This window comes from Rhizobium sp. P28RR-XV (assembly GCF_012641385.1).
Lineage (GTDB): Bacteria > Pseudomonadota > Alphaproteobacteria > Rhizobiales > Rhizobiaceae > Rhizobium.
Genome location: NZ_JABAIG010000008.1, coordinates 213283 through 227684 on the forward strand (window position 1 = coordinate 213283; position 14402 = coordinate 227684).

Genomic DNA, 14402 nt, shown 5'->3' on the forward strand with positions numbered 1-14402 from the left:
TTCCCCTTATGCCTTCAAGGCCAACTGGACCGCCTCCTCGCGATCAGCGCCCGCCGGCCGTCATACCGACAGCCGGATTACCGTGTAGGACAATGGCTTCAGCGTGGCGCGAAGGCGACCGTCTTCCACTTTCGCGTCGCTCGTATTTGTCGGTACGACAGCGTTTGGTTGCCTTGCCGTGTTGGCCGCCTGCAGATCGCCGTGCGCCATCTCATGCTGCTCGACGACGCGGGCTTCGGGAAATCCTTCGAGACGGGTGTCGAGATCGAGTGAGCTATCCGGATGACGGTTGACGACAAACAGGGTGACCATTTTGCCAAGGTCGTCATGAACGGCCGATACGTCGAGATAGGGCACATCGTCAGCTTCGTCGCTGTCATAGGTCGGGCCATCGGTGACGAGACGCAGCGCATAACCGCGACCATATTTCGAAGCGAAATAGAGTGGGTAATAGATGGTCTGCCGCCAGGCCGGGCCGCCGTCTTCCGTCATGATCGGCGCGATGACGTTGACGAGCTGCGCTATGCAGGCAATCCGCACGCGATCGGAGCGGCGAATGAATGTATTGAGGATGCCGCCGACCTGCAGCACGTCTTCGAAATTATAGACATCCTCCAGAAGATGCGGCGCATCCGGCCATTCATCGCGGGCAAGAATCTCCTTGTCCTGCTGGTTGGAATGGTACCAGACATTCCATTCATCGAAGGAGATGCCGACCGTCTTCTTGGACCGCTTCTTCGCCTTGATATAGTCGATGACGCCGCTGATGGTGACGATGTAGCGGTCGAGCTTCTCGGCCTTGGCCAGATAGTTGAGCGTGTTCTTTTCGCGATTGGCGAAATACATGTGCAGCGAGATATGATCGGCGCTGTCGTAGCACTGGTCCAGAACCTGAGCCTCCCAATCGGGATAGGTCTTCATGTCGGAATTCGACGAGCCGCAGACCACCAGTTCGAGCGATTTGTCGAAGCCGCGCATGGCCTTTGCGGTTTCATCAGCGAGACGGCCGTATTCAAAAGCCGACTTGTGGCCGACTTGCCATGGGCCATCCATCTCGTTACCAAGGCACCAAAGCTTGACGCCGTGAGGATCAGCCCAACCATGCTTGCGCCGCAGGTCCGACCAATAGGTGCCGCCGGGATGATTGCAATATTCGAGGAAATTTCGGGCATCGTCGAGGCCGCGTGAACCCAGATTGACGGCCAGCATCGGCTTGGTATTGGCTTTCTTGCACCAATCGACGAATTCGTTGACGCCGATCTGGTTGCTCTCGCGCGTCCGCCAGGCAAGGTCGAGACGCACCGGGCGCTCTGACCGTGGCCCGACGCCATCTTCCCAATTATAGGCGGAAACGAAATTGCCGCCGGGGTAGCGGCAATAGGGTGAATTCAGCTCGCGGACCAGTTCGATGACATCCCGGCGAAATCCGTGCTCATCGGCAGTCGGATGGCCCGGCTCGTAGATACCGCCATAGATCGCCCTACCCAGATGCTCCAAAAATGAGCTGTAGAGCCGATCGTCAATATCGGCAATCCGGAAGTCTCGGTGGACGATTACATGCGCCTTCACGGCCTACCTCCCATATATATCACATATTTCGTTCTTATACCTTGATCTTGATATACTTTTGGAAGGCCGTCAACGCTCCCGCCGTGGAAAATAGCCTGAAAATCGCGAGGGCAATGATCTATTGATAATAAAAAACGCGCAAAAACAAAAACTTATTAAAAATACGACTTATTGGAAATTTATCTCGATCATATGCTATATATCAAAATTTATGATACAGACCTATGCCAGATCGACGCGCATCAGAATATCGCGGCCATAATTGCCGAAGCCGCGACCGAAAATATTGACGCCGCCCGTATTGCGGGCGTCGTCGGCAATGCCGATGCGCAACCGGATCGAAGAATGCTGGCTAATGGCGAGATCGTCGATGGTCACATCGGAAGCGGCAACGCCGTCGATGAACGTGCCTTTCTTCGAGATTCGCCAGGTCTTGAGCTTACCGTACTGAGAGCCTTCCAGCTTCCACCAACCCGGTGTGAAAGCCCCGCGCTTATCGCCGTAGTCGCCAGGTGACGTCCATGTGCCGACAGCGACGCCATTGATCCAGATGGTGATGTCGGACGGCCAGTCCGGATTGGTGCCTGGCACTTCGGACGACAGTTCCATCGAGAATTCGATGGCATTGACATTCCGGTTCAAGATCTTGGCATTGTTCGGGAATTTATATTCGACATGGCCGCGGCCGAACCACAGAAGACCGGCCTGCATGCGCTGTGGATCGAGGAAATAATCGGGAACGTCGAGGAGACCGATCACGCCTTCGGTCGAACAAAGGCCACAAGGCGCATGCGTCTCGCAGCTCGTATAAAGGCCGATCGGCATGGCGACCTCAATCACGTCCTCGTCGTGCTTGAAAGCCTGATCCTCGAAGCTCAGCAGGATTTCGTCGTAAAGCGCAGTGCAGATCTTCTGGTAACCCTTGCGCGCTTTCGCGGCCTTGGTCTCGACAAGACCGGCCTCCTCCAGAATCATGATCGCCGTTGCGACGGTGGATTGCGGCAGATCGAGTTCCCGCGCGATCTCGTTGACGTTCATCGAGCCTTTGGCGCAGAGCAGCTTCAGCATCTCAACACGGGCCGGCGCTGAAAGTGCCCTGAAGACCGCGGCGTTCTCGCCCGCATAAATTGTCAGAAAGCCGCGCTGCATCGAATCCTGAACACCCCATCAATGGATATCATTTATATCAGGATTTTTGATTTCACAAGAGATATTGGCTTTGCCGCCCGTTTGGCGTCTTCCCATGCGAACAGGAAGACGCCGTCGGGTCTTTCCCGCTATACAACTCCTGGCAATGGGAGTTCCGCCCGCACCTTGGACGCCGGCAGCATCATTCGCACGTTTCTATTCGTTTCAACGCGGCCGTAATGCCTGATAGTGAGTAGGAATAGCGCGTGGCGGTGCCGCGTTTGGACGTTGCCTGCAGCTCCAATTGCGCGCTGCCCTTCATGGCACCGACCATGGAAGGCTCCTGAGTTTCATCCCTCACCCAGCCGTGCCGGTCTTTCGTGAACATCGGAAACGTCTTGTCGCCCACGGCAGCCGTCATTTGTCCGCCGTCTTTCAGATCATAGCCCATTGCGGCTTCGGGAACCAATTTGTCCCCGGGCGATAGGCGCGAGACTATGAAAAAGTTGTCGCCGTGGTCGACATTGGCGGGTTGCTGCGCAACCGGTTTCGACAGCACGTAGCAACTGACGCTATTGCCGGATTTATAAGAATACGCGCCCCAATGATCGAACTGATCGATACGGACGGGCACTTCCGCATGCGCAATACCGGCGCCGAATGCGACGAAGACCAGAGCGGGGGCGAATTTTCTAGCAAACATAGTTTCCTGCCATTTCTTGTTTCAAGGACATTGAAAGCGAGAGATGTACTCACACGCGCGGCAGTTTCGGTGCGGTGCGTTATCCGATTGTTAATGTCTTCGTTAAAATTTGTTCATGTTGGGTGACGTGCAGGAAACCATGGCGGCGGAAAATGCAATCATGCCGGAGGCACCGCGTCGAGCCTCGACAGTCCATCGGAAGCGGGCCGCCACACGATTTTCGCGCCCTTGGACGCCTTCAATACGGCGGAGGGGGTGGCGGAAATTAAGAGCCGATCGACATCGTACTTGGCGAACGATGTGCAGTCATGAATATACCAAATGTGAGAAAAACAAACGGAGACATGGAGTTGTCAAGGCGTCATCCGTCTTCTGCGCCCCTGCCGACATTGACAATCAGTTCACAGATCGCACTGTTTCATCCAGCTGAGCCCATGCGCATATAGCCGTTTGAATCCACGGCTTTTGCAAGCCATGACATGAAGACGCGGGCAATCGGCGTCGGCACTCATCGCGTGAATCGAGCCGGGCGAACCGGAGATAATAGGATAGTATCATGAAGAAGATCGGTTTCCTTTCATTCGGCCACTGGACGCCATCACCGCAATCGCAGACGCGATCGGCAGGCGACACGCTCCTGCAATCGATCGATCTTGCCGTAGCGGCCGAGCAATTGGGCGCGGATGGCGCCTATTTTCGCGTGCACCATTTCGCGCGTCAGCTTGCTTCGCCCTTCCCGCTGCTGGCAGCCGTCGGCGCCAGGACCAGCCGCATCGAAATCGGCACGGCTGTTATCGACATGCGCTACGAGAACCCGTTCTATATGACGGAGGATGCCGGCGCTGCCGATCTCATCGCCGGCGGGCGGCTGCAGCTTGGCATCAGCCGCGGCTCCCCGGAACAGGTGATCGATGGATGGCGCCACTTCGGCTATACGCCGATGGATGGCGAGAGCGACGCCGATATGGGACGCAGGCACACGGAAGTGCTGCTCGATCTCCTGCGCGGTGAAGGATTTGCACAACCCAATCCGCGCCCGATGTTCCCTAATCCTCCCGGCCTCCTGCGCCTCGAGCCCTATTCGGAAGGCCTGCGCGAGCGGATCTGGTGGGGCGCAGGCTCCAATGCCACGGCCGTATGGGCGGCAAAGCTCGGCATGAACCTGCAAAGCTCGACGCTCAAGGACGACGAAAGCGGCCTGCCCTTCCACGTCCAGCAGGCGGATCAGATCAAGCTCTACCGCGAGGCTTGGAAAGAGGCGGGACACAAGCGCGAACCACGCGTTTCGGTAAGCCGCAGCATCTTCGCGCTGGTGAACGATCTCGACCGCGCCTATTTCGGCGGCAGCGGCAAGGATGCCGACAAGATCGGCTTCATCGACGAGAAGACGCGGGCCATCTTCGGACGCAGCTATGCGGCCGAGCCTGACGCGCTCATCGAGGAATTGGCGAAAGATGAGGCGATCGCAGCGGCCGATACCCTGCTCCTGACCGTGCCGAACCAGCTCGGCGTCGAATACAACGCCCATGTCATCGAATCCATTCTGACCCATGTCGCTCCGGCGCTGGGATGGCGATAAGGCAATTCCTGGCGTCGACCACGGCGTTCGGATTGCATAAACCGGCCTCGGCTGCCCGCGAAATTCGACTTTCGCGGGCAGTGCTTTTAAGGGCGCACCGCCGAAAGGCGGGTGCTTTGCAGATCAGGCTACGGCGTCCTGGCGTCGCAAGACATGCAGTGCCGCCAGCACCAGGGATGCCATGAGCGTGGCAAAGCCCGCCAATGGCCATGCGCTATCGCCGCCCAATGCGGTCACCGCCAGCGTACCGACGATGCTGACGATCAGGCTCTGGATGCAGAAGTAGAATGCCACCGCCGATCCGGCGATGTCGCCGAATTCCGCAAGCGCTCCGTTCGCCGTCACCGATGCCGTGAAGACGATCCCAAGGGCCATGATCCACATTGGCAACACGAAGCTTGTGAAGGACGGAGAGCCGTAGACCTGACCGAACGCCAGGCCAGCCGCGCCAACAAGAAGCAGTGCCATGCCCCGCGCGACACAGCCTGCAACGCCCCAGCGCTCGACAAACAGTCCGGCAAAGCGCGCGGCTGCTATCATCACGACTGCGACCGTTGCGAATGCCATGCTGAAGCCGAGTTCCGAATAGCCGGCCCGGCCGATCAGCACGCGTGGTGCCGTCGAGAAGAACACGAAGAACGTGCCCATGCCCGCACTGAAAGCCAGCGTATAGGTCCAGAACGGCGGGCTTGTGAAGATCGGCCAAATGGAGCGGCGTGGCTCGCTCAAACCCGCAGGCCGCGTTTCACGCCAACGTGCCATGGCGTTGACGCTCGCGGCCAGGGACAGAAGTGCCAGCACCATGAAGATGGCGCGCCATCCGAAGCGATCGGCGATCATCGCGCCCGCTATGGGGCCGAGTGCGGGCACGAAGGACAACATCGAGCCGAACGCGGCATAGATGATGGCTTGCTCCGGCCGGTTGCCATAGACATCCCGGACGGTTGCAAAGGTCGCAACCAGAGCCGCCGAAGCACCCATGGCCTCCAGCAGCCGGCAAAGGACGAAAGCAGCCGCCGTCGATGAGCAGGCGGCCCCGAAGGAAGCCACGGCAAACACGATCGCCCCGGCAAGCAGCACAGGACGGCGACCGATGCGATCCGAAAGCGGACCGAATACCACCTGCCCAAGGCCGAGCATGATCATATAGAGGCTCAATGTGAGCTGGATCACCGATGGCGTCGTGTTCAGGATGCCGGGCATCGACGGGACAACGGGAAGATAGATATCCATGGCCAGCGAGGCGAGGATATCGAAGGGCGCCATCAGCAGCAGCGCTGCCGGCAGCGAGGAGGCCCATGACGGGCGTATGTCAGACATGAGAAAATTCCGCTCGAAAGAGAAATCGGGCGGCGTCTGCCACTGGGTCCGGTTGGAATGAGTTTCGACAGCACGCCGCAACAACAAGAAGCTGTTGCGGCTTATCTATCTGCTGACTTCAGGGTCCCCATGCCGATTGCTCCATGGCGAAATGCTTCATGATGACCAGCCTTTAGCAGATGCCATCAATTCGAACAATGATGCTGCAAACGGGCGCGCGACTGCAACTGCTTGCGGAACACGCGACGATCGTGCGCTCCGGCATTCGAACCGGTGCCGTGAGATTGAAACTCGCCAGCGAATGCATCGACCACCGATCATCATGCTCCAGCCTCTGCCCGGGGGGCCGATTTATTTGCACATCCTATCCCGGCATCTCCTCGATTTCCCCGATCAGCCATTGGCGGAACACCTTCATCGATGCCGTTTCCGCCCGCGATTTCAATCGCGTCAGCCAGTAGCTGCCGGTCGTCGCCGTAATCTGGAACGGCTGCATGATGCGCCCGGCCTCGATGTCATGCGTAAACATCGCGACGGGCACGAGCGCGACGCCGACGCCGCGCGCGGCGGCCTCCACCAACGTCAGCGACGAATCGAACATCCAGCCTCGAAGATGAGGCGGTAGCAGGGCCGCAGCTCTGAACCAGAGCGACCATTCGTCGATCCGGTAAGAGCGTAAAAGCTCAACTTCGGCAAGATCGGCGGGCGTGCGCAACCGCTCGCCGATATCGGGCCGGCAGACCGGAGATAGCGGCGCATCCATCAGGTGGATCGCCTCTGTTCCGTGCCACGCGCCGTCGCCGAAGCGCAGGAAGAAATCCAGCCCGTCGAGCACCATGTCGGCGCGATTGTTGTTAGTCTTCAAGCGCAGATCGACATGCGGATGCTGCGCCTTGAAGCTGCCGAGGCGCGGCAGCAGCCAGCCGATGGCAAAAGTGCCGACGACGCCGATCGTCAAAATCTCGGCAAAATTGCCTTCCTCCAGCTGGCTGAGCGTGGCGCTCATACGGCGAAAGGCATCGGTCAACACCGGCAAGAGAGCATGCCCCTCATCGGTCAGCGCAAGGCCGCGCGGCAGGCGCTTGAAGAGGGTCACCCCCAGCACGTCCTCCAGTGCCTTGACCTGATGGCTGATGGCCGTCTGCGTCACCCGGAGTTCGAGCCCTGCCCGCGTGAAGCTGCAGTGCCGCGCCGAAGCCTCGAAAACGCGCAGTGCGTTCAACGGCAGCTGAGAGATGTCCATTTGTGTCCTAAGGCCAAGTTTTTCTCATGTCTAAGCCCAGAATTGATCGTTTGTCTAGGGCAGGAAGCGACGCCATAGTCTGTCTCGCAAGGTGATTTGCAGGGTTCCAACAACGTCCACCGGCCCTGAAACTATCTCTTTGCTCAACATCAATCGAAGTGGAAACAAGATGACGATCTTACTGTCGCGCCGGCAAAGCCTTGCCGGCGGCTTGCTTGCTTTGCCTGTTCTAGCAGGGCTAAGCGCGGTTGGACGCGCTGCAGACGATCATTCGGGTGAAGCGCAGCTTGCCGCGCTCGAGAGCAAGCATCGCGGCCGCATTTGTGTCAGCATTCTCGACATGGCAAGCGGCAGGCACATCGAGCATCGCGCCGGCGAACGCATTCTGATGTGCAGCACCTTCAAGGCGCTGGCGGCGGCCCTGGTGCTGGCGCGGGTCGACAAGGGCGAGGAAAAGCTGGACCGGCGCATTCGTTACTCGGAAGGCGACATCATCGACGGCTCGCCAGCAACCAAGTTGCACGCAGGCAACGGCATGACGGTGGCAGAACTCTGTGCTGCGGCCGTCACGCTCAGCGACAATGCGGCTGCAAATCTCCTGCTCGCGAGCTTCGGCGGCCCCAAGGCGCTAACCGCCTTCTGCCGAAGCCTCGGCGACGAGATGACGCGCCTCGACCGCATAGAGCCCGCATTGAATTACCACGATACGCCGAACGACCAGCGCGACACGACTACGGCGGCCGCGATGCTGGAGAACCTGCGACGGCTTCTGTTTACCGATGTGCTTTCGGCCGCCTCGCGATCGCAACTGGCCGCATGGCTGATCACCAACAAGACGGGGGACGCCCGCCTGCGCGCCGGCGTCCCGAAGGATTGGCTGGTCGGCGACAAGACCGGCACAAACGGTGACAAAGCCGGCAATGCCAACGACATCGCGGTATTCTGGCCGTCGAACCGCGTGCCGATCATCGTCACGGCTTATTGCGAGATACCGTCGATTTCAGCGGACGAACGTAACGCAATCGTCGCCGAAATCGGTCGTATCGCTGCAATGATCTGAGATCGCCCTTCATCCATCAGCATGAGGATATCAACTTGAATATACCTACCATTTCGCTGCCGAAACTTGGAATAATCACCTCCTGCCTCCTCTATGGCGTCGGCGCCCACGCCGAAGACATCAACCAGAGCCGCCTGGAGCGGGCCGTCAATGAGACCATTCGTCCGCTCATGAAGGAAAACGATGTGCCGGGCATGGCAATTGCAATTACCGTCAAGGGCAAGCGCTATGTCTTCAACTACGGCCTCGCCTCGAAGGACAGCGGCCAGAAGGTAACGAACGATACGATCTTCGAGCTCGGCTCCATCAGCAAGACCTTCGCGGCAACGCTCGCCTCCTACGCCGAAGTCAGCGGGAAGCTGTCTTTCTCCGACAAGGCGACGAAATACATGCCGGAAGTGGCAGGTACGGCCTTCGACAAGATCAGCCTTCTCGATCTCGGCACATACACGGCCGGCGGCCTGCCCCTGCAATTCCCGGACAGCGTCAGCAATGAGGGAATGGTCGTCTATTATCGCAACTGGCATCCGTCCTTTGCCCCCGGTACGTACCGGCAATATTCCAACCCCAGCATCGGGCTGTTCGGCTATCTGGCCGCGCGGGCTATGGGCCAGCCGTTCGATACGCTGATACAGGACAAGATCATCGCCGGCTTTGGGCTCAAGCATACCTATGTCCACGTTCCGGCCGCCGAGATGAGCAACTATGCCTATGGCTATTCAAAAAAGGGCAAGCCGATCCGCGTAGGGCCCGGCGTTCTCGACACACCCGCCTATGGCATCAAGACCACGGCATTAGACATGCTTGCCGTTCTCGAATCCAATATGGATGGTTCGAAGCTCGATAGCACCCTTCAGCGGGCAGTCGATGCGACGCATGTCGGCTATTATACCGTCGGCAACATGACGCAGGGGCTTGGCTGGGAAATCTATGCCTATCCGACGACGCCTGCCCGGTTGGTGGACGGCAACTCGTTCGACATGTCGCGCAATCCACACAAGGTCACTCGCCTTGACCCGCCGCAGCCGCCGCGCAAGGATGTGCTGATCAACAAGACGGGGTCGACGAACGGCTTCGGCGCCTATGCGGCCTTCATTCCCGCACGGCAGATCGGCATCGTCCTCTTGGCAAACAGGAATTTTCCGATCCCCACCCGCGTCTCGGCAGCCTACAAGATCCTGGCGGCAGTCGAAAGCTTGTCCGGATCGAACGCGGCACGATAGACAGTTTTTAAGGATTAGTCTGCGTCGACAAAGGGCCGGCTCTCGGAAAAGTCATCGAGGCCGGCCTCATCATTTTATGGATTGCCAGAAGACCGTCGCGAGACAGCATTTGCCTTGGAGGCCTCTGTCCCGTTGAAGAATTCCTGCAGGAGGCGGGTAATGCGCTCTGGCGATGTACCCTTTGCATATTCTTCCTGCATCCGGCGTCTGACCAACATTTCTAAGACTGACATGTCTTTCACCTCATATATCCGGCGCAAGGAAAATGTCGCTCTCAATGGTGCGGGAGGCAAGTTACAGTTTTTTCATGATCTTAGCGGCGGCTCGGAAAAGCGCCCGACATTCCCTCGCCGCTCCATGCCCGGTGCGGCCTTTTACCGAAGCGTGACCGATCTGCCACTTGCCAAATGCCGGCGCATCGTAGAATTGAAAGCGGCCAATCGGTCGGTTGTTTGCGCTTCCTTAACTTCCGTGCTTTAGCGGGCCACACCCCGACCTTTGGATGATGTCGCCTGCAAGGAATGAATAATGCCCATAAAGAAAAGCTCTGCCTCTGACGTTTTCCAGCGCAAGATTTCGGATTTTTGCGATATGCGGCTCAAGCCGCTGCTTCAGCCGCGTAGCTTCGAGAATATCAAAGGTTTCATGATCGGCCTGATCGTTTTCCAGTCGCGTCCTCCTCTTCGGGCAGGCCGCGTCGACTGGCAGGAAATCGCCTCTCTCTGCGGCATGGACGAGGAAATGAGCCCGGAATTCAAGCGGGCGGCCCAGCCCGGCTTCGACGCTATTCTTCGCTGGCTTGGGGTAGCCAAAACCAGCACGGCACGGAAGTCGCCCGTCGCCGCGAAGCGCCCTCTACGGGTTCCCGCCAAGCCTATTCCGGCTCAGCCTGTGCGTCGCGCTCTGGCTTCCTAGAGCCGGATGATTTTAGGCCGAATCGACCTAAAATCTGAATCCGCCCTAGAATCAAAGAAGTAGAGCGTGATGTCGTCCGAAAACCGCCTACACTTTTCGGCATCACGCTCTAAAAACGAACTGCGTACCGGTCGCCCATGGCCGGTACGTCCTTAATCTGCCTCGGCAGAACGCAGAACCCCACACGGCATGGAATACCGATCCGATCGGCAAAGCCCACCGCTAAGACGCGGCGCTACCCTCGTCCGCGACAGGTTTCGATTGCAGCGCGATCGCTGAACGACGTTTCGGGATATCGCCGAAGAGGCCGCCCGGCCGCACCAGCAGGATGATGCAAAGCATGACGCCGATCGCCACGATCTGCAGCGAGGCCGCGCGAGCCTGCTGCTCCGGCGAAAAGAGGACGCTCGTCAGCGCTCCCGATCCTGCCCATATTCCCCAGACGAGGATGCTGCCGATGACGGCACCCTTGTTGCTGCCCGAACCGCCGACGATCAGCATCACCCAGACCTGAAACGTCAGGGTCGGGATATAATTGTCGGGCGCGATAAAGCCGATGAAATGCGCTTGCATGGCGCCGGCAAGCCCCATGACGGCACCGCCGACGGCAAAGGCCTGCACACGATAGAAACGAGCGCTCTTGCCGAGCGAAATGGCGGCGCGCTCGTCCTCGCGTAGCGCCTTCAAGACGCGTCCCCAGGGGCTTTTTGCCAGATGCTCGAGCGCGAGATAGACGATCAGCATCACGACAACCACGACGCCGAGATTAGCCAGATTAAAGAGCAGCGGCGTTTCGGCAAGGCTGGAGAATGGGCGGGGAATGAAGCCGATGCCGAAGGGACCGCCGGTCAGCTTCTGCGCATTCAGCGCCACAAGCTGAACGACGACGGCGACGCCGAAGGTGGTGATCGCCAGATAATCGGATTTCAGCCGGAGCGTCGCAATGCCAATGATGGCAGCGGCAAGACCGGCGACGATCATGGCGCCGAACCAACCGACGAGGACCGGCAAATCGAATCCGCCGAACCGCCCGGACATATCCGGTGTCGTCAGCAAGGCCGAGGTATAAGCCCCGATGGCAACGAAGCCGGCAAGCCCGACATTGAAGAGGCCGGTCAGCCCCCATTGCAGGTTCAGCCCGAGCGTGATGAAGGAAAAGATCAGCGCCGTCGTCAGGAAGAAAGCGCCGTAGCCAATAATATCCATCATCGCTCCCTCACTCCGAAAAGGCCGATCGGCCGGACGAACAGCACTGCCATCAGGATGATGAAGGAGATCGCGGCGCGCCACTCCGCCCCGATCAACTGAACCGCGGCCGCCTCGGCAAGGCCGATAATCAGTCCACCGAGAACCGCGCCCGGCACGCTGCCGATACCACCGAGAATGGCGGCGGCAAACATCGGCAGCAGCATATCGAAGCCCATCAGCGGGCGGATCTGCACGAGAATGCCGATCATGACGCCGGCGACGCAGGCCAGCCCCCCGCCGATCAGCCAAGTGACGCGAACGACCTTGGCGACATCGATGCCGACGACGCGGGCAAGCGACGGATTCTGACTGAGCGCCTGCATGGAGCGGCCCGTCTGCGTCCTCGTCATCAGCATATGCACGCCGAAAACAAGCAGCGCCGTGACGATCAGAAGCGCGATCTGATCGGGCGTAATGCGAATGCCGAAGCCGACGGGCATGGCGATCTGGATGGCACGGCTGAAATAGGTCGGACGCGAGGTGAAGAGGAATTCGAGCAGGCTGCGCAGAGCCATGGACGCACCGAAGCTCGCCATGACGACGATGATCGACTGGCCCTTGGCTCGGAGCCTGGCAAACAGCACCTTATCGAGTGCAAGGGCAAGAACGCCGGTAAAGCCTATCGCGACGATGACCGCGACGATCAGAGGCCAGCCGAAGGAAAGCGGGCCGATCGGTGCGATCTTGCCGAAGACAGCGCCGATGGCACTGACGACGGCAAGCGTTGCATAGGTGCCCCAAGCCATGAAATCGCCATGGGCGAAGTTCGAAAAGCGCAAGATCGAATAGGTCAGCGTCACGCCGATGGCGCCAAGGCCGATCATGGAACCCGTCAGCAATCCGTCGACGATGAATTGCGGGTTCATACCGCACCTCCTGTTTTGGAAGCAGCCGGGCGCTGGCCGAGATAGAGTTCGGCAACGACGGGATCGTTCCAGAGCTCCGAGGCACGCCCTTCATGCCTGTCCTTGCCTTCGACGAGAACATAGGCGCGATCGCCGATAGCGAGGGCCGCCTTGGCATTCTGCTCGACCAGCAGAATGGTGACGCCGGATTTGCGGATTTCGGTCAGCATGTCGAAGACCATCGAGACGAATTTCGGCGAGAGACCCGCTGAGGGTTCATCAAGCACGAGGAGCTTCGGATGCACGATAAGAGCGCGCGCGACGGCGAGCATCTGCCGCTGCCCTCCCGAGAGATTGCCGGCCGCAATGCGGCGATGACGGGCGAGATCAGGAAAGGTCGCGTACATTTCGTCGATGCGGCCGGGCACTTCCTTCGGCTTCAGAATGCCGCCGGCGACCTTCAGATTGTCTTCGACGGACATCAGCGGAAAGACGTTCTCCGTCTGCGGTACGAAGGCAAGGCCGAGCCGCACCATGGTGTGCGCGGGCGCACTCGTGATATCCCGGCCGCCCAGCTCCACCGTGCCGCTTTCGATGGCAACGAGGCCGGCAATCGCCTTGATGAAGCTCGATTTGCCGGCACCATTTGGGCCGAGCACAACGACGATCTCTTTTTCCGCTACCGTGATCGAAGCGCCGCGAACGATCGGCACGCCCGGCTCGTAACCGGCAACAAGATTGCGAACAGTTAAGACCGGTTCGCTCATGCCGCACCTCCGAGATAGGCTTCGATGACGCGCGGATCGCGGGCAACCTCTTCCGGAGTGCCCTCGCACAGAAGCTGGCCGCTCGCCATGACCAGCACGCGGTGACACAGGCGTGTCACCATATCGATATTGTGCTCGATCAGGAGAAAGGTGACGCCACGCTGATTGATATCGCGAATGCGGTCGATGATCGTCTCGAGAAGTGTGGCGTTGACACCGGCAGCCGGCTCATCGAGCAAAATAAGAGCCGGATCGGCCATCATGACGCGGGCAAGCTCCAGAAGCTTGCGTTGACCGCCTGACAGGACGCGTGCCGGCTCGTGCGCCAGGCGTGTCAGGTGAACGAGGTCGAGCAGCTCCATCGCCTTGGCATGGGCAGCCTTCTCCTGCGTGGCGACTCTCCACGGTCGCAGGAAATTCGACAGCAGACGCTCGCCCGCCTGATCCTGAGCGGCCAGCATGACATTGTCGAGCAGCGTCAGGTTGGGAAAGGGCCGAGGAATCTGGAAAGTACGGCCGAGACCACGAGCGATCCGGCGATGGGCCGCCTCGCCTGCTACCGCCACGCCGTTCAGCACGATCTCGCCGCTGCTCGGTGCGACACTGCCGGCCAGAAGGTCGAACATCGTCGTCTTACCGGCACCGTTCGGGCCGATTAGGCCGAGGATCTCGCCCTCGCGCACGTGGAAAGAAACGTCGTTGACAGCCACAAGGCCGCCGAAACGCCGCACCACATTTCTTGCCGTCAGAACCGGCCGGGCTTCCTCCCCATGCCGTTCAGTTGTCGCACTCATGAGATCCC

14 protein-coding genes are annotated in these 14402 nt (G+C 59.4%); 5 read left to right on the forward strand and 9 right to left on the reverse strand.

The features are described 5' to 3' along the window. Positions 1–60 precede the first annotated feature (60 nt). The 3 genes from HGP12_RS18565 to HGP12_RS18575 form a co-directional block, all read right to left on the reverse strand. Entirely contained in the window at positions 61–1569 is a 1509-nt protein-coding gene (locus tag HGP12_RS18565) for an alpha-N-arabinofuranosidase (protein WP_168840279.1), read from the reverse strand. Positions 1570–1791: 222 nt separating this feature from the next. Next, positions 1792–2718 carry an ArsR/SmtB family transcription factor gene (locus tag HGP12_RS18570; RefSeq protein WP_168840280.1) on the reverse strand — a complete coding sequence of 309 codons (927 nt, stop codon included), beginning with the start codon at positions 2716–2718 and terminating at the stop codon, positions 1792–1794. A 181-nt stretch (positions 2719–2899) separates the two neighbouring features. Beyond that, positions 2900–3400, reverse strand: a complete 501-nt coding sequence (locus tag HGP12_RS18575) for an invasion associated locus B family protein (RefSeq protein ID WP_168840281.1) — start codon at positions 3398–3400, stop codon at positions 2900–2902. Positions 3401–3956: 556 nt separating this feature from the next. Here HGP12_RS18575 and HGP12_RS18580 point away from each other — a divergent pair. Next, positions 3957–4979, forward strand: coding sequence for an LLM class flavin-dependent oxidoreductase (locus HGP12_RS18580; protein ID WP_168840282.1), 1023 nt, complete (start codon positions 3957–3959; stop codon positions 4977–4979). A gap of 123 nt (positions 4980–5102) precedes the next feature. On the opposite strand, the gene cml is transcribed toward HGP12_RS18580, so the two are convergent. Next, the gene (gene cml / locus HGP12_RS18585) at positions 5103–6299 is read right to left on the reverse strand and encodes a CmlA/FloR family chloramphenicol efflux MFS transporter (protein ID WP_168840283.1); all 1197 of its coding nucleotides are present in this window, start codon (positions 6297–6299) and stop codon (positions 5103–5105) included. Between the two features lie 364 nt (positions 6300–6663). Continuing rightward, positions 6664–7542, reverse strand: a complete 879-nt coding sequence (locus HGP12_RS18590; protein WP_168840284.1) for a LysR family transcriptional regulator — start codon at positions 7540–7542, stop codon at positions 6664–6666. A gap of 169 nt (positions 7543–7711) precedes the next feature. Here HGP12_RS18590 and bla point away from each other — a divergent pair, with 169 nt between their 5' ends. The 4 genes from bla (at position 7712) to HGP12_RS18610 (ending at position 10740) form a co-directional block, all read left to right on the forward strand. Beyond that, complete coding sequence (gene bla / locus HGP12_RS18595; protein WP_168840285.1) at positions 7712–8602, forward strand: class A beta-lactamase; 891 nt, start codon at positions 7712–7714, stop codon at positions 8600–8602. Between the two features lie 50 nt (positions 8603–8652). Then, a complete protein-coding gene (gene ampC, locus HGP12_RS18600) occupies positions 8653–9825 on the forward strand; it encodes a class C beta-lactamase (RefSeq protein WP_409526834.1) in 1173 nt (390 codons plus the stop codon). A gap of 159 nt (positions 9826–9984) precedes the next feature. After that, positions 9985–10305 (forward strand): hypothetical protein, encoded by a 321-nt coding sequence (locus HGP12_RS18605; RefSeq protein ID WP_168840286.1) that lies wholly within the window; start codon positions 9985–9987, stop codon positions 10303–10305. A gap of 48 nt (positions 10306–10353) precedes the next feature. Continuing rightward, positions 10354–10740 (forward strand): hypothetical protein, encoded by a 387-nt coding sequence (locus HGP12_RS18610; RefSeq protein ID WP_168840287.1) that lies wholly within the window; start codon positions 10354–10356, stop codon positions 10738–10740. Between the two features lie 222 nt (positions 10741–10962). On the opposite strand, the gene HGP12_RS18615 is transcribed toward HGP12_RS18610, so the two are convergent. The 4 genes from HGP12_RS18615 to HGP12_RS18630 are packed head-to-tail and all read right to left on the reverse strand — an operon-like array spanning position 10963 to position 14394. Then, positions 10963–11949: a branched-chain amino acid ABC transporter permease gene (locus tag HGP12_RS18615; protein WP_168840288.1), complete on the reverse strand. Its 987-nt coding sequence runs from the start codon at positions 11947–11949 to the stop codon at positions 10963–10965. Further along, positions 11946–12854 (reverse strand): branched-chain amino acid ABC transporter permease, encoded by a 909-nt coding sequence (locus tag HGP12_RS18620; protein ID WP_168840289.1) that lies wholly within the window; start codon positions 12852–12854, stop codon positions 11946–11948. The genes HGP12_RS18615 and HGP12_RS18620 overlap by 4 nt, the downstream gene beginning before the upstream one ends. Next, positions 12851–13600 (reverse strand): ABC transporter ATP-binding protein, encoded by a 750-nt coding sequence (locus tag HGP12_RS18625; RefSeq protein WP_168840290.1) that lies wholly within the window; start codon positions 13598–13600, stop codon positions 12851–12853. Before HGP12_RS18625 ends, HGP12_RS18620 begins: the two co-directional genes overlap by 4 nt. Beyond that, on the reverse strand, positions 13597–14394 hold the full coding sequence (locus HGP12_RS18630; protein WP_168840291.1) for an ABC transporter ATP-binding protein: 798 nt from the start codon (positions 14392–14394) through the stop codon (positions 13597–13599). The genes HGP12_RS18625 and HGP12_RS18630 overlap by 4 nt, the downstream gene beginning before the upstream one ends. Between the last annotated feature and the right edge of the window lie 8 nt (positions 14395–14402).

Coding starts and splice junctions, on each gene's coding strand:
- HGP12_RS18610 (WP_168840287.1), top strand. CDS start 10,354: ATGCCCATAAAGAAAAGCTCTGCCTCTGACGTTTTCCAGCGCAAGATT.
- HGP12_RS18615 (WP_168840288.1), bottom strand. CDS start 11,949: ATGATGGATATTATTGGCTACGGCGCTTTCTTCCTGACGACGGCGCTG.
- bla (WP_168840285.1), top strand. CDS start 7,712: ATGACGATCTTACTGTCGCGCCGGCAAAGCCTTGCCGGCGGCTTGCTT.
- HGP12_RS18580 (WP_168840282.1), top strand. CDS start 3,957: ATGAAGAAGATCGGTTTCCTTTCATTCGGCCACTGGACGCCATCACCG.
- HGP12_RS18575 (WP_168840281.1), bottom strand. CDS start 3,400: ATGTTTGCTAGAAAATTCGCCCCCGCTCTGGTCTTCGTCGCATTCGGC.
- HGP12_RS18605 (WP_168840286.1), top strand. CDS start 9,985: ATGCGCTCTGGCGATGTACCCTTTGCATATTCTTCCTGCATCCGGCGT.
- HGP12_RS18620 (WP_168840289.1), bottom strand. CDS start 12,854: ATGAACCCGCAATTCATCGTCGACGGATTGCTGACGGGTTCCATGATC.
- HGP12_RS18630 (WP_168840291.1), bottom strand. CDS start 14,394: ATGAGTGCGACAACTGAACGGCATGGGGAGGAAGCCCGGCCGGTTCTG.
- HGP12_RS18625 (WP_168840290.1), bottom strand. CDS start 13,600: ATGAGCGAACCGGTCTTAACTGTTCGCAATCTTGTTGCCGGTTACGAG.
- cml (WP_168840283.1), bottom strand. CDS start 6,299: ATGTCTGACATACGCCCGTCATGGGCCTCCTCGCTGCCGGCAGCGCTG.
- HGP12_RS18590 (WP_168840284.1), bottom strand. CDS start 7,542: ATGGACATCTCTCAGCTGCCGTTGAACGCACTGCGCGTTTTCGAGGCT.
- HGP12_RS18570 (WP_168840280.1), bottom strand. CDS start 2,718: ATGCAGCGCGGCTTTCTGACAATTTATGCGGGCGAGAACGCCGCGGTC.